The following is an 18,227-nucleotide window of genomic DNA, read 5'->3' as shown; positions in this document are numbered from 1 at the left end:
CCGAACCGCTTTCCATTCTATTCGGTGTGCTGGTTGCCGACGAGAGCGTTTGGCAAAGAGCGCCAAGCGAGGGCACACCCAGCGCCGAAGATATGGGCAGGGATGCCCATCTCACCCCTCCAGCGAGCCCGGGCCCACGCCAGGAGGTGGCGAGGCTCCCCGGGGCTGAACCCCGGGGAGCCTTCACCTCAGCACTACTTAGCGCGTCACGACCGCCAGCACGTCACGCTGGGAGAGGATGATGTACTCATCCGAGCCGTACTTGACCTCGGTGCCTCCGTACTTGGAGTAGATCACGGTGTCACCTACCGCGACCTCCATGGCAACGCGGTTGCCGTTGTCGTCAATCCGGCCGGGGCCAACGGCCACAACCGTGCCCTCCTGTGGCTTGTCCTTGGCGGTGTCCGGCAGAACAAGGCCAGATGCGGTGGTTTCCTCAGCTTCAACCTGCTGGATGACGATGCGGTCATCGAGCGGCTTAATGGAGACCGTCATGCGGCTCCTCCTTCTCGTCTCACAAAACTGTTCGCTGGCTAACCGCCGTCGCGGGGGCCGGTACCAGGCCGTAGCGTTTGCTACCGACATAAAGAGTAACGCCCTTTTGGCACTCCTTCAAGCAGAGTGCCAGGGAGCACGCTGAGCGCGAACACTGTGAGACGATGGGGGCGTGAGCGCGATGCTATTGACCCCCGACGGCTTGGAACTCCTCGAGTCCCTCCCGCCCTACGACCACTCCCAGGTCCTTCCCCTCTCCGAGCGCCTGCAGCGCGAGGGCTACGATCCGGACCTCATTGCCGAGGCCCTCACCCAAAGCCGTCTGCGCGAGCGCGCCCACGACAAGTTCGGCCCGTTCGCAGGGCACATGATCTTCACGCGCGACGGCCTGGAGCAGGCCACCCGGCTCAGCGTGGGCGCCTTCCATGCCGCCCGCCTGCGCGACGCCGGCGCCACCCACGTGATCGACCTCGGCTGCGGGATCGGCGCCGACTCCCTGGCCTTCGCGGGCCTCGGCCTGCTCACCACCTCGATTGAGATGGATCCCGACGCCGCCGCGGCGGCCACCTACAACCTCACGCCCTTCCCGGAGGCGCGCGTCCTGCACGCTGACGCCCGCGACATCGACCTCGCCTCCCTCGGCGCCAACGCCGTGTGGATCGACCCCGCCCGCCGGCGCGACGGCAAGCGGCTGAAGAATCCCGAGGACTGGGCCCCACCCCTGAGCGAGGCGATTGAGATTGCCCGCACATTCCCCACCGCCGGCATCAAGGTCGCCCCCGGCATCGACTACGCCGCGGTCCCCGAGGACGCGCTCGTGGAGTGGATCTCGGTGGACGGCTCGCTCGTCGAGGCCGTCATCTGGCTCGGCGACGCCGCCCCCTCCCCTGGCCGCCGCGCGCTCGTCGTCGCCGGCGCCACCAACGCAACCTGGGATGCCGGCGTCGTGAACCCGCACGTACCTCCCACGCTTCTGTCCCCCGAGCCCGTGGGGGCGTTCATCTTCGAGCCGGACCCGGCGATCATCCGCTCCGGCTCGATCGCTTCGATCTGCGCCCACCACGGCCTCGCCCCTATCGCGCCCGGGATCGCCTACCTCACGGGTAACGAACCAATCGACTCACCCTTCCTCACGCGCTTCACCGTGCTCGGCACGTACACCACGGAGCCCAAGCCGCTGCGCAAGGCGCTGGCGAAACTGAACGTCGGGCGGGCGGAGATCAAGAAGCGCGGCACCGAGCTCGAGCCGGAGGCCTTCCGCAAAAAGCTCAAGCTCGACCCGAAGCGCCCCGGCGAGGCCACCCTCATCGCCTCCCCCACGCTCACGGGCAAGCACCGCGTCTTCCTCTGCGAACGCTAGTTTGACACGACGCCCCTATCGCGCAAGACTTTCGGTCTACCGAAAAAGGGGTGCCCATGTCCAACGAAGTCTTCGCCTTCATGCTCACGCTACTCGCCGGCCTCGCCACGGGCATCGGAGCCGGCGCGGCCTTCCTCATCCGTACGCCCACCCCACGCTTCCTCTCCCTCGCCCTTGGATTTTCCGCGGGCGTCATGCTGTACGTGTCCTTCATGGAGATCATGCCCAACGCGGTGGACATTCTCTCCCGTGTCAGCGATAACGCCGAGTGGCTCATGGCGGGCGGATTCTTCGCCGGCATCGCCGTGATCGCGCTCATCGACTGGCTGGTCCCCGACGCCTCGAACCCGCACGAGTTCCACGACGCCGACGACTTCCTCTCCCAGCCCGGCGACCAGACCCTCGTCATCAAAGACGGCGCGCAGGCCAAGCTCATGCGCATGGGCCTCATGACCGCCCTCGCACTCGCCATCCACAACTTCCCCGAAGGCTTCGCCACCTTCATGTCCGGCCTGTACAGCCCCGAACTGGCGATCCCCGTGGCGGTGGCCATCGCGATCCACAACATCCCCGAGGGCATTGCGGTCTCCGTGCCGATCTACTACGCCACCGGCTCGCGCCGCCGCGCCTTCATACTTTCCTTCGCCTCCGGACTGTCCGAGCCCGTGGGCGCGCTCGTGGGCTACATCGTGTTGCGCCAGGTCATGAACGACACGATCTTCGGCATGACCTTCGCTGGCATCGCCGGTGTCATGGTCTACATCTCGCTCAACGAGCTGTTGCCCTCGGCCGAGAAATTCGGCCAGCACCACCACGCGATTGTCGGCCTCATCTCTGGCATGGCCGTCATGGCGCTGTCGCTCCTTCTGCTCTAGAGCGCGCCCGACACAACTCGTGAATCTGAGGTCCACCGGGCGCCTCTACGATCGGCAGCCGGTATATTCACGAGTTCTGACGGCCACACCCCGCGGGGAAGAGCCGGTTAGCGCAGCACCACCGTCTGGCGCGGAAGGCCCGTGTTAACTGTGACGTCAAGCGGCGAGGGCAGGCCGCCGGCGCGGACCACCGACCAGCCGAGCGCCGCGATCATTGCGCCGTTGTCAGTGCAATAGCGGATCGGCGGGATGCGCACGGTGATCCCGTACTCCTGCGCTCGCTCCTCGGCCATGGCACGCAACATGGAGTTGGCGGAGAAGCCGCCGCCCACCACCAGCGTGTCACAGCCGTGGATCTGGCAGGCCGCGAACGCCTTCTCCACCAACACGTCGCACACAGCGAAGGAGAAGCTGGCCGCGATGTCTTCCTTCGGCAGCTCCTCGCCGCGCGCTTCGAGGCCCTCAATGTAGCGGGCCACCGCCGTCTTGACTCCGGAGAAGGAGTAGTCGTACTGGTGGCGGGCCTTGAACTTGCCGCGCGAGAGGCCGCGCGGGAAGGCGATCGCGTGCGGGTCGCCCTTCTGGGAGAGCTTGTCGATATGGGGGCCGCCCGGGTAGGGCAAGCCGAGCAGGCGGCCGACCTTGTCGAAGGCCTCGCCGGCGGCGTCGTCGAGCGTGCCGCCCAGCTCCTCGATCGAGTCCGCAATGGAGTCCACCTTGAGCAGGTGGGAGTGACCGCCGGAGACCACGAGCCCGATGAAGCGCTCGGGAAAATCGCCGTGAACGAGCTGGTCCACCGCGATGTGGCCCACGATGTGGTTGACGGCGTACAGCGGCTTTTTCAGCGCCAGCGACAGGGCCTTCGCAGCCGAGACGCCGATGGTGAGCGGGCCGACCAGCCCGGGGCCGGCCGTGACCGCGATTGCGTCGACGTCGTCAAGCGCCACGCCCGCCTTCTCAAGCGCGGCATCCAGGGTGGGAACGAAGGACTCCAGGTGGGCGCGCGAGGCGATCTCTGGGATGATACCGCCGTAGCGGGCGTATTCGTCCATCGACGTGGCGGTGACGTCGGCCAGCAGCTCGCCGTCGCGCACGAGCGCCACGCCCGTCTCATCACAGGAGGTCTCAATGCCAAGAATCAGTTCATTCACGCCGACTACTCTACCGCCACGCCCTCCCCGGCAACGGCGAGGGTGCGCGGGATCATAGCTCGCCCAGGGACCAAGAGGAGGGCTCCCGACGCCGACTCCACCCCGTCCCAGCCCGTAGGATCACCGTCCACCATCTGGGCAAGCTCGCGAATGTGGGCACAACTAAAGATGATGTGCTCAACAGATACCACGCACACGAAAAGAGGACACGATGAACCCGCCAGCGAAACGTGAGCAATGGTCGGGCCAATATGGCTTCATCCTTGCCGCCGTCGGATCCGCGATCGGCCTTGGCAACATCTGGCGATTCCCCGGGGTTGCCTACACCAACGGAGGAGGGGCATTCCTCGTCCCCTACCTCGTCGCACTCCTCACGGCAGGCATCCCGATCCTGCTCCTCGACTACTCCCTCGGCCACCGCTACCGCGGATCCTCCCCTACCGTCTTCCGCCGCATCTCGCGCAAGTGGGAGGCACTCGGCTGGTTCCACGTGCTCATCTGCCTGGTCATCATGGCCTACTACGCCGTGATTTTGGCGTGGGCCGTGCGTTACATGTTCTTCTCCGTCAACGAAGCCTGGGGAGAGAACACGCTGAACTTCTTCGTGGGCGACTTCCTCCAGCTGTCCGACCCCGGCGCCAGCTCCGAGGTCGTGCCCGGCATCTTCTGGCCGCTCGTGGCCGTGTGGGCCGCCGCCGCGATCGTCATTGCCCTCGGCGTCACCCGCGGTCTGGAAAAGCTCTCTCGCTTCTTCATCCCCTTCCTCATCGTCATCTTCGCCGCCCTCGTGGTCCGCGCCCTCTTCCTGCCCGGCGCCGCCGAGGGTCTCAACGCCTTCTTTACGCCCAACTGGTCCGCGCTCGCCAACCCGCAGGTGTGGATCGCGGCCTACTCACAGATCTTCTTCTCCCTGTCAGTGGCCTTCGGCATCATGCTCACCTACTCCAGCTACCTCGGCAAGCGCACCGACGTCACTTCCACCGGCTTCGTCACAGGCCTCGCGAACTCCTCCTTCGAGATCCTCGCCGGCATTGGCGTGTTCGCCACCCTGGGCTACATGGCGATGCAGAGCGGCGTGGGGGTCAGCGAGCTCGAGGGCATCACCGGCCCGATCCTGTCCTTCGTCACCTTCCCCGCGATTATCTCGCTCATGCCCGGTGGGCCCGTCTTCGGCTTCGTCTTCTTCGCCAGCCTCACGATCGCCGGCTTCACCTCGCTCGTCTCCCTCATCCAGGTGGTCTCCGCCGCGATCCAGGAGAAGTTCGGGCTTCGGCGCCGCCTCGCCTCACTCATCGCCACCGGCGTCGCGGGCGTGGCCTCCGTCTTCGTTTTTTCGACGACGAACGGCCTCAACGCTCTCGACGTGGTGGACAAGTTCATCAACGAGCTCGGCATCGTCACCGCCGCGATCGTCATGACCGGCCTCATCACCTTCGTGGCGAAGAAGCTACCGGAGCTGCGCCACCACCTCAACTACTACTCGTCGATCAAGATCGGATCGTGGTGGTACGCGCTGGTCGGCGTGGTGACGCCCGCGATCCTCACGGTCACGCTCGTCCTGACCGCCTACAGCCTCATCACCGAGGGCTACGATTCCTACCCCCAGACCTTCGTCTACCAGTACGGCTGGTTCATGATCGTGGCAGTCGTCTTCATCTCGTTCATCTTGTCCTTCGTGCCGTGGCGAACCAACGTGGACGACTACGATCCGGTCGCCTTCCACGACGCCGGCGCCTCACTCACCAAATAAGGAGCACACCATGGGTACCTCAGCTATCGTCATGATGATCGTCGCCCTCGTCACCGTGTGGGGCGGCCTCGGACTCGCAATCGTCCACCACGTGCGCGCCGGTAAGCGCAACTAGGGCCGGGTGGCGGGGACGAGGCGCACCTCGTCCCCGCCACGGTACGCAGTACACAGAAGGGTGCCTCCCCGCACTGGGGAGGCACCCTTCTGTGTGGCTGAACTGTTTTAGCGGCCGTGCACCTGGGCCTTCATGAGCTCGCGGTTGAGCAACGAGATCAGCTCGAGTGGCACTTCCTTCGGGCAGGCCTCATGGCATGCGCCGACGTTCGTGCAGCCACCGAAGCCCTCGGCGTCGTGCTGGGAGAGCATGTTGACCACGCGGTCGTAGCGCTCGGGCTGGCCCTGCGGAAGCAGGCCGAGGTGCATGACCTTCGCGGACGTGAACAGCATGGCCGAACCGTTCGGGCACGCGGCCACGCACGCACCACAGCCGATGCAGGCGGCCGCCTCGAACGAGCGGTCAGCGTTCTCCTTCGGGATCGGCACCGAGTGGGCGTCCGGGGCCGCACCCGTGTTGACCGAGATGTAGCCGCCGGCCTGCACGATGCGGTCGAGCGCCGAGCGGTCGACCACCAGGTCCTTGAGGACGGGGAAGGCGGTGGAACGCCACGGCTCGATCGTGATCGTGTCGCCATCCTTGAAGGTGCGCATGTGGAGCTGGCAGGTGGTGGTCACCTTCGGGCCGTGCGGATCGCCGTTGATAACGATGCCACACTGGCCGCAGATGCCCTCACGGCAGTCGGAGTCGAACGCCACAGGCTCCTTACCCTCGGCAAACAACTCCTCGTTGAGCTGATCGAGCATCTCCAGGAAGGAGGCCGTGTCGTCAACGTCGTTGATCGTGTGCGTGTCGAAATGGCCCGCCTCTGACGGTCCATTCTGACGCCAAAATTCAAGGTTAATCTTCACTTGTAGCTCCGCTGCTTCATCTCGACGAATTCGTAGTTGAGGTCCTCCTTGTGGAGAATCGGGGCGTTTCCTTCGCCCGTCCACTCCCAGGCGGCTACATACGCGTACTTGTCATCGTGACGCAGCGCCTCGCCTTCCTCTGTCTGGGACTCGGCACGGAAGTGGCCGCCACAGGATTCCTCACGATGCAGGGCATCGACACACATGAGCTCGCCAAGCTCGAGGAAGTCGGCCACGCGGCCGGCCTTCTCCAGCGACTGGTTGAGCTCTGCGACCTGGCCCGGGACGCGGACGTTCTTCCAGAAGTCTGCGCGAAGCTCGCGGATCATGCCGATCGCCTTCTTCAGGCCCTCGGCGGTGCGCTCCATACCGCAGTACTCCCACATGATGTGGCCGAGTTCCTTGTGGTAGGAGTCAACCGACCGGTTGCCCGCGTTGTTCGTGAAGAACGCGACGCGCTCTTCCACGCCCTTGCGCGCCTCGACGACGGCCGGGTGGTTCTCGTCCACCTTCTCGAACGGGCCATCGGCCAGGTAGTCGTTGATCGTGTTCGGCAGGACGAAGTAGCCGTCTGCCAGGCCCTGCATGAGCGCGGACGCGCCCAGGCGGTTGGCGCCGTGGTCGGAGAAGTTCGCCTCGCCCGTCACGTACAGGCCGGGGACCGTGGACATGAGATCGTAGTCCACCCATAGGCCACCCATCGTGTAGTGGACGGCCGGGTAGATACGCATCGGAACCTCGTAGGGGTTCTCGTCCGTGATCTGCTGGTACATGTCGAACAGGTTGCCGTACTTGGCCGAGACCGCGGCCTTGCCCATGCGCTCGATCGCGTCGGCAAAGTCAAGGTAGACGCCCCGCGCGACGCCGCCGATCTCCGGGCCGACTCCGCGGCCCTCGTCGCACATGTTCTTCGCCTGGCGGGAGGCGATGTCACGCGGCACGAGGTTACCGAAGGACGGGTAGATGCGCTCGAGGTAGTAATCGCGATCCTCTTCCGGGATGTCGCGAGGATCCTTCTTGCAGTCCTCCGCCTTCTTGGGGACCCAGATGCGCCCGTCGTTACGCAGCGACTCCGACATGAGGGTCAGCTTCGACTGCGACTCGCCGTGCTGCGGGATGCAGGTGGGGTGGATCTGCGTGTAGCAGGGGTTGCCGAAGTAGGCGCCCTTGCGGTGCGCACGCCAAATCGCGGTGCCGTTGCAGCCCATGGCGTTGGTGGACAGGAAGAAGACGTTGCCGTAGCCGCCGGTGGCGAGCACCACCGCGTCGGCCAGGTGAGTTTCGATTTCACCGGTGACCATGTCACGGGCGATGATGCCACGCGCACGGCCGTCCACCACGATGAGCTCGACCATCTCGTGGCGGCTGTACGTCTTGACCGTGCCGGCCTTCACCTGCCGCATGAGCGCCTGGTAGGCGCCGATGAGCAGCTGCTGGCCAGTCTGGCCACGCGCGTAGAAAGTACGGGAGACCTGGACGCCGCCGAAGGAGCGGTTATCCAGCAGGCCACCGTACTCGCGGGCGAACGGGACACCCTGGGCCACGCACTGGTCGATGATGTTGGCGCTGACCTCGGCCAGGCGGTATACGTTCGATTCGCGAGCGCGGAAGTCGCCACCCTTGATCGTGTCATAGAACAGACGGTAGGTGGAGTCGTTGTCGTTCTTGTAGTTCTTCGCCGCGTTGATACCACCCTGCGCAGCGATCGAGTGCGCACGGCGGGCCGAATCCTGGTAGAAGAAGGCCTTGACGTTGTAGCCCATCTCGCCAAGCGAGGCGGCTCCAGCGCCGCCGGCCAGGCCCGTGCCGACCATGATGATGTCCAGCTTGCGGCGGTTGGCCGGGTTGACCAGGCGAGCCGAGAACTTGCGCTTCTCCCAGCGCTCAGCGAGCGGACCGGAAGGAGCCTTGGTGTCCGCGATTGCGTCGCCTTCGCGGTAGAGGCCCTGAATGAGGTTGTCAGTCATTTTTCCTCCTCCTTTAAGAAATGATGCCGAAGAGGATCGCGGTGGGCGGGGTCATGAAGCCAACGAAGATCGCCAAAGCGACCACGTCGGCGATAACCTTGTACGCCTTTTCGCGGTTGGAGCGCGACAGGCCGAGGGTGGCAAGCGCCGACCACACGCCATGATGCATGTGGAAAGCCAGCGCCGCGATCGCGATGAGGTAAATGACGTAAACCCACCAGTTCTCCGGCTGGAACGAACCGATCATGCGGTAGTAGGGGCCAAGCGCCACGTAGTCCGCGCGGGTTCCACCCACAGCGTTGATGTGCAGACTGGTGAACTGCAGGATGTGGAAGACGATGAAGAAGGCGAGCGCGATGCCGCCCCAGCGCATGAGCGAACCGGTGTAGGAGTGGATCGCCGTGATCTTCTTGCCGGTGTTGACTTTGTACGCCTGACCGCGGGCCTTGCCAGCGCGCTTCCACAGCGTCACGGCTGCCCAGACGTGGATCAGGATCGAGGCAAGAAGCACAAAGCGCAGGACCCACAGGGTGCCTTCGTGCGGCAACACCGGGTAGAGGATCGTGCGCATCCAGTGCGCGTAGCCATCGTATGCCTCAGGCCCGACGAACATCTTGAGATTTCCGTACATGTGCATGAGGAGGAAGAGGACAAAAAACAGGCCCGTCACAGCCATCGCGATCTTTAATGCGACCGTGGTGCGACGACCCTTCACAGAATCAACAGTTGAAGTAGCCACGTTTTTGAATCTATCAAAAGAATAACGGGGGATATCGTTCGAACGGCCCAGATTCGCGCGGCCGTAACACCTGTCAAAGCCCGGCTTTCCCCGGTTTTCCGCGCCAATCATGGCCAAAGTGCGACTTTCGGCCCGCCTGGGCCTCCGGACCCATTTTCGTGACAATTCGAGTGCGTTAATCGCTATCCGTTTTTCCTTGGCATTCCAACGCTTGCTCCCCTTCGCGCGGGTTCAGATCCAGGCGCATGATGAGCGCGTCGTCGTCGGAGTAATACCCCTTGCGCAGGCCCACCGAGGCAAAGCCGGCGCGTTCGTAGAGACGCCGGGCTCCGGCGTCGTGGGCGCGCACCTCGAGGAAGACGACGTCGGCGCCGTGCTCGCACGGAATCTCCAGCAGCCGCGCGAGCAGGAAGGCGCCCAGGCCGCGCCCGCGCATGTGCGAGGCCACCGCGATCGTCAGGACCTCGGCCTCCGGCCCGTGCGAGATCCCGCCGAGCCCCACGACCGTGCCCTCCCCCAGCACGTCGGTGACGAGCGCGAGGTAGGTGCGGCCGGGCGCGGCTAGCTCGCTCTCCCACACGGGGGCGGGCCAGGAGTCCTGGCCAAAGTTCGCCGCGTCGAAGCTGGCGGCCTTAGGCCACCACGCCTGCGGCGGGCGGACCAGCCTCACCCCGGCGGGCGCGTCCATTAGCCCTGGTGGATGTCGGGGCGGCGCAGGTAGAGTGGCTCTGTGTCGAGCGAGAGCTCCTCACCTGCCTCGATCCGGGCCAGGCGCGAGGAGGCGATGCGGGCCATGACGGACGGGCGCGGCGCGACGACGAGGCGCTCGCCCAACTCGGGGTAGAGGTCAGCGGACATCGCGGCCAGGATCGCCGGCTCGTGGCGCAGGCGCTCGGCCAATTCGGCCGGGGTGAGGACCTCGGGCGCTTCGATGACGGCGACGTCGTCGGCACCCATTGGCCGCACGCGCATCGCGTAGACCTCTTTACGCCGCGCGTCGATAATCGGCACGACCTCCTGCGCACCCTGGTCAGAGGCGGCCAGGCCCAGAATCTCCAGGGTGGACACGCCGTAGAGCGGCACGCCCCAGGCGCGGGCAAGCGTGCGGGCGGTGACGAGCCCGGCGCGCAGGCCAGTGAAGGCTCCCGGGCCGGTGCCGACCACGATCGCGTCGGGGCGCTCGATCCCGGCCTTGGCGAGCGCGCCCTGGATGAGGGGCGTGAGCTTCTCGGCGTGCTCGCGGGTGGAGGCCGAGGTGGCCACCGCGAGGTCGCGCACCATCCCCAGCTCCTCGTGGCACACGCCAGCCTCAATGCCGGTCGATGAATCAATCGTCAGAAAGTGCACGGGATTCGTCCTTCTTCTTCGGTGACTTATACACGTTGATCTTCTTCGCCGAATCGCGAAAGCGCATCTTCGATTCGCCGATCCCCACCAGGCCTTTGCGGAGAACCGTGGAAAGCTCGCTCTGCTCGGCTTCCTCGTCCTCATCGGTGCCCTGCTCCGAGCGCAGCCACACGAGCGAACCGATGATCAGGCCGAGCACCACGAGCACGAGCATGATCGTCACCGGCAGGTTGCGCCCCGTTTCGGCCGGGGCCACGGCGCTTACCGACGGCGACTCGGGCACGGGCGTGGAGCTGGACAGGATCCGGGCGCGCTGGGCGAGGAAATCGGTGAGCGGAATCGCGCCGAGCACGATGCTGGCACCCGCGGAACCGGCGGGTTCGATGGTTGACTCGCGCATGGCGAACCAGGCTCTCAGGCGCGGGTCCCACACGAAGGTGACGTCGGCTTCGCCGCGCGCAATCGCGGTTCCCAGCCGTTCGTCCCCGCGCACGATCTCATCGGCGGCGATCCCGGAAGCGAAGTCGACCGAGACGGCGCCCACGGCGTCCGAGCCGCTCATGATGGGCGCGATCCAGCGGTCGGAGGTTTGAATGGCGTTGACTCCCGAGGTGTCGGCGAACACGGCCGTCTTTTGGGGCGCGCCCACCTTCATCGCAGCCACCTCCTCCGCGCTCGCGTCCGGGAACGCCTCGGAGGCGTGGGAACGGACGGTGGCGAGCGCCTTGTCGTTAAACCAGGCGGCCACGGACTCGGGGATCTCCGCGGGGTCGGTGGTGGCGGCGATGGGCGCCAGTGGGAGGGAGAGCACGAGCAGGAGAAGGAGGCGGTGCATTAGCGGCTCTCTAAATCTGGAACCTCGGCCCTTACAGCGCGCGCCAGCTCCTCGGCCCGCTCGCCGTAGGGGTGGAAGGTGAGGGTACGCGGCTCGTCCTCGCCAAGCTCGCCCACCGCCGCGTCAGCCCCGGTGGGGCGCACGATGTCGATCTCGAGGCGCGAGCCGGTGAGGGTTTCCACCTTGCCGCTGCCCCACTCGACCACAGTGAGCGACTCGTCGAGCGAGGCGTCCAGGTCAAGCGCGTCGAGTTCCTCCATGGAGGTGAGCCGGTAGGCGTCCACGTGCACGAGGTCGAAGCGGCCGGGGTGGATCTGAGCGATGACGAACGTGGGCGAGGACACGGCGTCCGTGACCCCGAGCCCGTCCGCGATCCCCTGCGTCATCGTGGTCTTGCCGGCGCCGAGGGGGCCGTTGAGCATGACGAGGTCCCCCGGCTGGGCGTGTGCGCCGAGGGCGCGCCCTACGCGGTGGATGTCATCAACAGTGGGTACGAGAAGCTTCATCAGCCATCCTTTCCTCCCCACATTCTACGCGGCCCCTCCTAGGGGGCGTCCACGCGGGGAACGTGGGATCCGATACGGGTGACGATCTCATAGCCGATGGTGGAGGTCGCCTCCGCCCAGTCGTCGGCGGTGGCGGCGGTGGCGGCGTCGCCGAACAGGACGGCCACGTCGCCCGGGGCCAGCTCCCCCTCCACGACGAACTGGTCCATGCACACCTTGCCGCGGATCGGACAGGTTTGGCCGGCCACGGTGACGGCGGCCGTGTTGGAGGCCATCCGCGGGATTCCGTCCGCATACCCGAGGGGCACGACGCCGAGGTGAGCGTCCCCGCCCGTGACGTACGTGTGACCATAGGACACGCCGGTGCCGGCCGGCACGTCGCGCACGGTCATGACGTCGGCCTCAAGCTGCATGACGGCCCGCAGCCCGAGTTCGGCAGCGGTGGCGACCTCCGGGTTGGGGCTGAGCCCGTAGAGCGCGATGCCGGGGCGGACCATGTCGTAGTGCGCGGCAGGGTGCCACAGCGTGCCGGCGGAAGCCGCCAGGTGCAGGCGCTGCGGGACCACGCCGGCGTCGGCGAGCACCTGCCGGGCCCGCTCGAAGCGCTCGATCTGCCGGGCGGTCTCCTCGCTGTCCGGTTCGTCGGCGCGCGCCAGGTGCGACCACAGCCCGACGACGTCGATCCGGCCTTCGCGCTCGAGGCTCGCAATGCGCTCGGCGCAACTTTCGAGTTCCGCCATGGTGAGCCCGCCGCGGGCCATGCCGGTGTCGACTTTGATGTGGACGCGGGCTCGATCGGCCCCCGCTAGCTTCTCTAGTGCCCACTGCGACCCGACCGAGAGGTCGAGTCCGGCCGCGAGCGCCTCGGCCAGATCGTCAGACGGGCTGTAGATCCACGTGAGGATTCGGGCGTCCGGGAGGTAGCCGCGCAGCTCGAGGGCCTCGGCGAGCTGTGCTACGCCGAACCAGCGCACGCCCTCCTCCCAGGCCCAACGCGCCACGCGCTCCAGGCCGTGGCCGTAGGCGTTGGCCTTGACGATCGCCATGACTTCGGCGTCAGTTGCGGCCCGCACGCGTGCGACGTTGTGGGCGAAGGCGCTGCGGGAGATGAGGGCGCGAGAAGGGAAGCTAGTCATTCATCGATCCGATCGTGGAGGCGAGCTTGCGGGCAATGTCCGTGGCGGTGATGGGGTGGCCAACCTGGCCGCCCGTCGTGCCCGCGGCGCGTGCGGCTGCTCGGGCGTGGACGTGGACGGCGGCGGCCGCATACAGCGTCGTCAGGCCGGGGTCGCGGGCGAGGGCATCGGCGTGAGCGGCGAGGATGGTGCCGGTGAGCCCGGCGAGCACGTCGCCCGAGCCCGCCGTGCCGGCCCAACCCGGCGCGCCGCTCTGCGCATAGAGCGCACCGGGGCCGGCGATGATCGTGGTGGCGAATTTGGCAACTACCGTGGCCCTGGTGCGGGCGGCGGCCTCACGCGCCGCCCGCACCGGGGCGGACTCCACGCGCGTGCGATCCCACTCCTCGCCGGAGATTGCGGACATGAGCTCGGCCAGCTCGCCGGCGTGCGGGGTGAGCACCACGCGGGTGGGAAGCTCCCGATCGTAGGCCAGGGCGATCGCCCCGGCGTCCAGCACCACGGGCAGGCCCTCGGCCAGCGCCTGCTCGAAAACCTCGCCGGCGCCCTCGAGGTCGGTCAGCCCCGACCCGATCACCCACGCCTGCACGCGGCCCTCGCCGGGCACCACCTCCGGGTGGGCTGCCATGACGTCCGGACTGCTCCCGAGGTAGCGCACCATGCCGGGCCCGCCGCCTAGCGCCCCGGCCGCGCTCAGCACGCCGGCTCCCGGGTAGTCGCGCGAGCCGGTGAGCAGCCCGACCACGCCGCGCGTGTACTTGTGATCCTCCCGCCCCGGCACGCGCCACAAGCCGGCCACGTCCGCGTCCGTCAGCTGCCGCGCCGCCGGCTCGCCCAGGTGCGGCCCGAGCCCGAGCTCCACTACCTCCACGGCCCCGCACGCATACCGCGCGGGCGGCAGGAGGTGGGCGGGCTTGAGGCATCCCATGGCCAGCGTGAGGTCGGCGCAAAGGACGGGACCGTGTAGATCGGCGTCGTCAGCGGCAACGCCGGAGGGCACGTCCACCGCAACGACGATTCGCCCGGCCCGCTCCTCGTTCAGCACCCGAATCCAGGAGGCATACGGCTCGCGGATAGGACCGCAGGCGCCGATCCCGAGCAGGCCGTCGATCCAGATGCCCGCACCGCGCGCGATCTCGCGCAGGGCCGCCACGCCATCGATCTCACAGATCTGCACCCCGGCACGCCTGGCGGCAGCTAGGCCCTCCGCGTGGACGTCACCCGCAATAGCGGCGCTCACCGACACCCCGCGCCGGGTGAGGTAGGCGGCAGCAAAGAGCGCGTCCCCGCCGTTGTTGCCCCGGCCCACGAGCGCCAGCGCCCGCTCACCGGGCAGCCGCAACGTAGCCACCTTTGTGGCCAGCGCGTAGGAGGCGCGATCCATGAGGGGCACGCCCGAGGCAAGCAGCGGCTCCTCGGCACGCCGCACCACATCCGCGGCAAACGCTTGGTCCATCATTCCCCCTTGTCTCCCCTACTCTACGCCTGCGCGTCCACTCCAGCCCCGCGGCGTGCGAAAACCAGCACACCTTGGCACACTTAAGGAATGACCGATCTGCACTCCCCATACGTCTCCTTCACCCACGACGAGTGGGCGGAGCTCGCGGACAAGGCGCCACTGCCCCTCACCCAGCACGACCTCGACCGCATCTCCTCCCTCGGCGACCCCATCGACCTCACCGAGGCCGACGCGATCTACCGGCCACTATCCGCCCTCATGCAGACCTACGCCACGTGCACCTCCAACCTGCGCAAAGACACCAGCGCCTTCTTCGAGCGCAAAACCGAACGAACGCCCTGGATCGTGGGGATCGCCGGCTCGGTCGCTGTCGGAAAATCCACCGCCGCGCGTCTCCTGCGCGAACTGCTCTCGCGCTGGCCCTACACGCCCAACGTCGAGCTCGTGCCCACCGACGGCTTCCTCTACCCCAACGCGGTGCTCACCGAGCGCGGGATCATGGGCCGCAAGGGTTTCCCCGAATCCTACGACCGCCGGGCACTCCTCGACTTCCTCCAGCAGGTCAAATCCGGCGAGCCCCACATCGAGGTGCCGGTCTACGATCACATCACCTACGACATCGTCCCCGGCGAAACGATCGTAGTCAGCAGACCCGACATCCTCATCGTCGAAGGCCTCAACGTCCTCCAGCCCGCGCGTACCGACGCGGCCCAGCAGCTCGCCGTCTCCGACTACTTCGACTTCTCCATCTACATCGACGCCGCCGAAGCTGACCTCGAAGAGTGGTACATCTCCCGCTTCCGCTCCCTGCGCACCACAGCGTTCTCTCACAAGGACTCCTACTTCCGCTCGTACGCCAACCTCACCGACGAGGAGGCCACCGCCACGGCTCGCCAGATCTGGGCCTCAATCAACCTGCCCAACCTGCGCGAGAACATCGCCCCCACGCGCTCGCGCGCCACGGTGACCCTCACCAAGGGCCCCGACCACCGCATCGAGCAGATCCAGCTGCGCAAGATCTAGCGACGCCGGGCGGCGGCAAGCATACGACAGCGCCCCGGATCCCTCCGGGGCGCCCGTGTCAATACTCGCGCTTTAGAGTGCGAGACGCTCAGCGACGACGGCCGCGAGATTCTCGGCCACCCGGTCAGTCTGCTCCTGGGTCTGGGCCTCGACCATGACGCGCACCAGCGGCTCCGTGCCCGACGCACGCAGCAGCACACGGCCGGTCTCGCCCAGCTCGGCCTCCGCGGCCGCCACCTCGGCAGCGATTTCGTCGGTGCGGTTCTTGTCCACGTTCGGCACGTTGATGAGGCGCTGGGGCAGCTCGTGCACCCACTCCACGGCGCGGTGTAGCGCCTCCTTGCAGCGGGCCACCTCCGAGGCCACGAGGATCGCAGTCAGCGTGCCATCGCCCGTGGTGGCATGGTTGAGGTTGATGACGTGCCCGGACTGCTCGCCGCCCAGCACGTAGCCGTTGGCCAGCATGTTCTCCAGCACGTAGCGGTCGCCCACGCCCGTGATCGCGTAGTCGATCCCCTTCTCATCGAGCGCCAGGCGCAGGCCCAGGTTCGACATGACCGTGATGACCAGCGTGTTGCCCGCCAGCTCGCCCTTATCCTTCATCGACTGCGCCAGCAGGCCCATGATCTCATCCCCGTTGACCAGCTTGCCGTTCGTGTCCACGGCCATGCAACGGTCGGCGTCGCCGTCGAACGCGAATCCCATGTCGGCGTCGGCGGCCTTGACCATCTGCTGGAGACGGTAGGGGTGGGTCGAGCCGGCATTACGGTTGATGTTACGCCCGTCGGGGCTGGCGTTGATGACGACGACGTCCGCGCCCAGCTCCTGGAACACCTTCGGCGCCACGCGGGAGGCCGCACCGTTCGCGCAATCGAGCACGATGGACAGGCCCGTGAGGTCCGCGCCCACGGACACGAGGTGGTCCATGTAGACCCGGTCGGAGACGGCGGCGGACTCGTCGATCATGCCCACGTCGGCGCCCACCGGGCGCTCCCAGTCGGAGGACATGGTGGCCTCAATGCGGTCCTCGATCGCGTCGTCCAGCTTAAAGCCGTTCGCGTTGATGAACTTTATCCCGTTGTCCGGCATCGCGTTGTGCGAGGCGGAAATCATGACGCCCAGGTCGTAGCCGCGCGCCGACGTGAGGTAGGCGATGCCCGGGGTGGGGATCTCACGCACGTGCTCCACGTCCACGCCCGCCGACGCCAGGCCCGCGCCCACCGCATGCGAGAGCATCGCGGAGGACTGGCGCGTGTCGCGCCCGACGATCGCCTTGGGGCGGCCCTCGGCTTCCTCGGCCAGCACGCGCGCGGCGGCCTGCCCAAGCTGGAGCGCAAATTCGGGCGTGATTTCGCGATTCGCGAGGCCACGCACACCGTCGGTACCAAACAAACGAGCCACGTTTACTCCTTTACCAAACACGTATGTCCCACCAATTATCGCACGCGGCCCGCCCGGGCCGGAGAACCCGGCGGCCCACTTTCGTGAGATAGCCTTCTTGTCCGACGAATGCAAAGGCCCCGCCCGGGCCGGCATGCGGCATGGGCGGGGCCAATGAAAAAGGTGCGATTAACGCTTCGAGAACTGCGAGGCCTTGCGCGCCTTCTTGAGGCCGGCCTTCTTGCGCTCGACAGCGCGGGCGTCGCGGGTGAGGAAGCCAGCCTTCTTCAGGGCCGGGCGGTTCGCCTCACGGTCGATCTCGTTCAGCGCGCGCGAGATGCCAAGGCGGAGCGCGCCAGCCTGGCCGGACGTGCCGCCGCCACGGATGCGGGCGACCACGTCGAAGCGACCCTTGAGGTCAAGCAGGGTGAACGGATCATTGACGAGCTGCTGGTGCAGCTTGTTCGGGAAGTAGTCCTCCAGCGAGCGACCGTTGATGGTCCACTGGCCGGTGCCAGGAACGAGGCGGACGCGAGCAACTGCTTCCTTGCGGCGGCCGAGACCAGCGCCCGGGGCGGTCAGGGAGGTACCCTGGCCGGTCTGCTCCTCGGCGGTCTCGGTAGTGTACGAGCTCAGCTCCTCGAGCTCTTCAGTTTCGGTGGTCTGTGCCACGGTTCTCCTTAAGTAAAGTGGTTACTTGGCAGCCTTGAGCTCGTAGACCTCGGGCTTCTGAGCGGAATGCGGGTGCTCAGCGCCACGGTAGATCTTGAGCTTGCTCAGCTGCTGACGTCCGAGGGTGCCCTTGGGGAGCATGCCGGCGACAGCCTTGTAGACGGCGCGCTCGGGATTCTCCTCTAGAAGCTCTGCGTACGAGGTAGCCTTCAGCCCGCCCGGGAAACCGGAGTGGCGGTAGGCCATCTTCTGCGTATGCTTCATACCGGTCAGAGCGACCTTGTCAGCATTGATAACAATGACGAAGTCACCCGTGTCAACGTGCGGAGCAAAGGTCGGCTTATGCTTCCCACGGAGCAGGGGGGCAACCTGGGCTGCCAGTCGGCCAAGGACAACATCGGTGGCGTCAATGACGTACCACTTCTTCTCGATGTCACCGGGCTTCGGTGTAAAAGTGCGCACTTGCGTAGCCTTTTCTATTCATGTTTGGCTAGCGGATGGCTTTGCCGCTATGTGCCAAATGGTCGGATTCGCCGCCGTGCCAAGACGAGTGGGAAAAGCATCAG

Annotated in this window: 20 protein-coding genes; 5 read left to right on the top strand and 15 right to left on the bottom strand. The window is 66.6% G+C overall.

Annotated features, from left to right (window positions below; all coding sequences use genetic code 11):
• Nucleotides 1–198: 198 nt before the first annotated feature.
• Nucleotides 199–495 (bottom strand): co-chaperone GroES, encoded by a 297-nt coding sequence (gene groES / locus QPC17_RS02240; protein WP_062613530.1) that lies wholly within the window; start codon nucleotides 493–495, stop codon nucleotides 199–201.
• Nucleotides 496–676: 181 nt separating this feature from the next.
• Here groES and QPC17_RS02235 point away from each other — a divergent pair, with 181 nt between their 5' ends.
• Entirely contained in the window at nucleotides 677–1,855 is a 1,179-nt protein-coding gene (locus tag QPC17_RS02235) for a class I SAM-dependent methyltransferase (protein ID WP_285347528.1), read from the top strand.
• A 56-nt stretch (nucleotides 1,856–1,911) separates the two neighbouring features.
• The gene (zupT, locus tag QPC17_RS02230) at nucleotides 1,912–2,730 is read left to right on the top strand and encodes a zinc transporter ZupT (RefSeq protein WP_070444882.1); all 819 of its coding nucleotides are present in this window, start codon (nucleotides 1,912–1,914) and stop codon (nucleotides 2,728–2,730) included.
• A 107-nt stretch (nucleotides 2,731–2,837) separates the two neighbouring features.
• Here zupT and tsaD read toward each other — a convergent pair whose 3' ends face one another.
• Nucleotides 2,838–3,881: a tRNA (adenosine(37)-N6)-threonylcarbamoyltransferase complex transferase subunit TsaD gene (gene tsaD / locus QPC17_RS02225; RefSeq protein WP_068538845.1), complete on the bottom strand. Its 1,044-nt coding sequence runs from the start codon at nucleotides 3,879–3,881 to the stop codon at nucleotides 2,838–2,840.
• A gap of 5 nt (nucleotides 3,882–3,886) precedes the next feature.
• A complete protein-coding gene (locus QPC17_RS02220; RefSeq protein ID WP_070448044.1) occupies nucleotides 3,887–4,078 on the bottom strand; it encodes a hypothetical protein in 192 nt (63 codons plus the stop codon).
• A gap of 14 nt (nucleotides 4,079–4,092) precedes the next feature.
• On the opposite strand from QPC17_RS02220, the gene QPC17_RS02215 reads away from it, so the two are divergent.
• Both QPC17_RS02215 and QPC17_RS02210 read left to right on the top strand, forming a co-directional pair.
• Complete coding sequence (locus tag QPC17_RS02215; RefSeq protein WP_285347415.1) at nucleotides 4,093–5,631, top strand: sodium-dependent transporter; 1,539 nt, start codon at nucleotides 4,093–4,095, stop codon at nucleotides 5,629–5,631.
• Between the two features lie 10 nt (nucleotides 5,632–5,641).
• Nucleotides 5,642–5,746: a methionine/alanine import family NSS transporter small subunit gene (locus QPC17_RS02210; RefSeq protein ID WP_143602046.1), complete on the top strand. Its 105-nt coding sequence runs from the start codon at nucleotides 5,642–5,644 to the stop codon at nucleotides 5,744–5,746.
• 107 nt (nucleotides 5,747–5,853) lie between these two features.
• On the opposite strand, the gene QPC17_RS02205 is transcribed toward QPC17_RS02210, so the two are convergent.
• The 9 genes from QPC17_RS02205 to QPC17_RS02165 all read right to left on the bottom strand — a co-directional run bounded on the left by QPC17_RS02205 (nucleotide 5,854) and on the right by QPC17_RS02165 (nucleotide 14,586).
• Nucleotides 5,854–6,597: a succinate dehydrogenase/fumarate reductase iron-sulfur subunit gene (locus tag QPC17_RS02205; RefSeq protein WP_062613536.1), complete on the bottom strand. Its 744-nt coding sequence runs from the start codon at nucleotides 6,595–6,597 to the stop codon at nucleotides 5,854–5,856.
• Nucleotides 6,594–8,564, bottom strand: a complete 1,971-nt coding sequence (locus tag QPC17_RS02200; protein WP_062613537.1) for a fumarate reductase/succinate dehydrogenase flavoprotein subunit — start codon at nucleotides 8,562–8,564, stop codon at nucleotides 6,594–6,596. Before QPC17_RS02200 ends, QPC17_RS02205 begins: the two co-directional genes overlap by 4 nt.
• A gap of 13 nt (nucleotides 8,565–8,577) precedes the next feature.
• Nucleotides 8,578–9,303, bottom strand: a complete 726-nt coding sequence (locus QPC17_RS02195) for a succinate dehydrogenase cytochrome b subunit (RefSeq protein ID WP_236698670.1) — start codon at nucleotides 9,301–9,303, stop codon at nucleotides 8,578–8,580.
• 175 nt (nucleotides 9,304–9,478) lie between these two features.
• Nucleotides 9,479–9,991 carry a GNAT family N-acetyltransferase gene (locus tag QPC17_RS02190; RefSeq protein WP_083200579.1) on the bottom strand — a complete coding sequence of 171 codons (513 nt, stop codon included), beginning with the start codon at nucleotides 9,989–9,991 and terminating at the stop codon, nucleotides 9,479–9,481.
• The gene (gene tsaB, locus QPC17_RS02185; RefSeq protein WP_062613540.1) at nucleotides 9,991–10,650 is read right to left on the bottom strand and encodes a tRNA (adenosine(37)-N6)-threonylcarbamoyltransferase complex dimerization subunit type 1 TsaB; all 660 of its coding nucleotides are present in this window, start codon (nucleotides 10,648–10,650) and stop codon (nucleotides 9,991–9,993) included. The genes QPC17_RS02190 and tsaB overlap by 1 nt, the downstream gene beginning before the upstream one ends.
• A complete protein-coding gene (locus tag QPC17_RS02180; protein WP_062613541.1) occupies nucleotides 10,631–11,485 on the bottom strand; it encodes a hypothetical protein in 855 nt (284 codons plus the stop codon). Before QPC17_RS02180 ends, tsaB begins: the two co-directional genes overlap by 20 nt.
• Complete coding sequence (gene tsaE, locus QPC17_RS02175; protein WP_062613542.1) at nucleotides 11,485–11,991, bottom strand: tRNA (adenosine(37)-N6)-threonylcarbamoyltransferase complex ATPase subunit type 1 TsaE; 507 nt, start codon at nucleotides 11,989–11,991, stop codon at nucleotides 11,485–11,487. Before tsaE ends, QPC17_RS02180 begins: the two co-directional genes overlap by 1 nt.
• A gap of 38 nt (nucleotides 11,992–12,029) precedes the next feature.
• Nucleotides 12,030–13,127 carry an alanine racemase gene (gene alr / locus QPC17_RS02170; protein WP_068538844.1) on the bottom strand — a complete coding sequence of 366 codons (1,098 nt, stop codon included), beginning with the start codon at nucleotides 13,125–13,127 and terminating at the stop codon, nucleotides 12,030–12,032.
• The gene (locus tag QPC17_RS02165) at nucleotides 13,120–14,586 is read right to left on the bottom strand and encodes an NAD(P)H-hydrate epimerase (RefSeq protein ID WP_285347414.1); all 1,467 of its coding nucleotides are present in this window, start codon (nucleotides 14,584–14,586) and stop codon (nucleotides 13,120–13,122) included. The genes alr and QPC17_RS02165 overlap by 8 nt, the downstream gene beginning before the upstream one ends.
• 87 nt (nucleotides 14,587–14,673) lie before the next feature.
• On the opposite strand from QPC17_RS02165, the gene coaA reads away from it, so the two are divergent.
• A complete protein-coding gene (gene coaA / locus QPC17_RS02160; RefSeq protein WP_062613545.1) occupies nucleotides 14,674–15,609 on the top strand; it encodes a type I pantothenate kinase in 936 nt (311 codons plus the stop codon).
• A gap of 72 nt (nucleotides 15,610–15,681) precedes the next feature.
• Here the strand turns inward: coaA and glmM are convergent, their stop codons facing one another.
• From glmM to rplM, 3 genes are all read right to left on the bottom strand, one after another.
• A complete protein-coding gene (glmM, locus tag QPC17_RS02155; RefSeq protein ID WP_285347413.1) occupies nucleotides 15,682–17,010 on the bottom strand; it encodes a phosphoglucosamine mutase in 1,329 nt (442 codons plus the stop codon).
• A gap of 168 nt (nucleotides 17,011–17,178) precedes the next feature.
• Nucleotides 17,179–17,661 carry a 30S ribosomal protein S9 gene (gene rpsI, locus QPC17_RS02150; RefSeq protein WP_062613547.1) on the bottom strand — a complete coding sequence of 161 codons (483 nt, stop codon included), beginning with the start codon at nucleotides 17,659–17,661 and terminating at the stop codon, nucleotides 17,179–17,181.
• Between the two features lie 21 nt (nucleotides 17,662–17,682).
• A complete protein-coding gene (rplM, locus tag QPC17_RS02145; RefSeq protein WP_062613548.1) occupies nucleotides 17,683–18,123 on the bottom strand; it encodes a 50S ribosomal protein L13 in 441 nt (146 codons plus the stop codon).
• Nucleotides 18,124–18,227 lie beyond the last annotated feature (104 nt).

It is taken from the genome of Trueperella bernardiae (assembly GCF_030246965.1).
GTDB classification, from domain to species: Bacteria; Actinomycetota; Actinomycetes; order Actinomycetales; family Actinomycetaceae; genus Trueperella; species Trueperella bernardiae.
This window is presented reverse-complemented; position numbering and strand designations above follow the sequence as displayed.

Bases quoted from the DNA above. Each gene is read 5' to 3' on its own strand.
- groES (WP_062613530.1), bottom strand. From the start codon at position 495: ATGACGGTCTCCATTAAGCCGCTCGATGACCGCATCGTCATCCAGCAG.
- QPC17_RS02210 (WP_143602046.1), top strand. From the start codon at position 5,642: ATGGGTACCTCAGCTATCGTCATGATGATCGTCGCCCTCGTCACCGTG.
- coaA (WP_062613545.1), top strand. From the start codon at position 14,674: ATGACCGATCTGCACTCCCCATACGTCTCCTTCACCCACGACGAGTGG.
- tsaE (WP_062613542.1), bottom strand. From the start codon at position 11,991: ATGAAGCTTCTCGTACCCACTGTTGATGACATCCACCGCGTAGGGCGC.
- QPC17_RS02190 (WP_083200579.1), bottom strand. From the start codon at position 9,991: ATGGACGCGCCCGCCGGGGTGAGGCTGGTCCGCCCGCCGCAGGCGTGG.
- zupT (WP_070444882.1), top strand. From the start codon at position 1,912: ATGTCCAACGAAGTCTTCGCCTTCATGCTCACGCTACTCGCCGGCCTC.
- QPC17_RS02200 (WP_062613537.1), bottom strand. From the start codon at position 8,564: ATGACTGACAACCTCATTCAGGGCCTCTACCGCGAAGGCGACGCAATC.
- QPC17_RS02180 (WP_062613541.1), bottom strand. From the start codon at position 11,485: ATGCACCGCCTCCTTCTCCTGCTCGTGCTCTCCCTCCCACTGGCGCCC.
- alr (WP_068538844.1), bottom strand. From the start codon at position 13,127: ATGACTAGCTTCCCTTCTCGCGCCCTCATCTCCCGCAGCGCCTTCGCC.
- QPC17_RS02165 (WP_285347414.1), bottom strand. From the start codon at position 14,586: ATGATGGACCAAGCGTTTGCCGCGGATGTGGTGCGGCGTGCCGAGGAG.
- QPC17_RS02235 (WP_285347528.1), top strand. From the start codon at position 677: ATGCTATTGACCCCCGACGGCTTGGAACTCCTCGAGTCCCTCCCGCCC.
- QPC17_RS02215 (WP_285347415.1), top strand. From the start codon at position 4,093: ATGAACCCGCCAGCGAAACGTGAGCAATGGTCGGGCCAATATGGCTTC.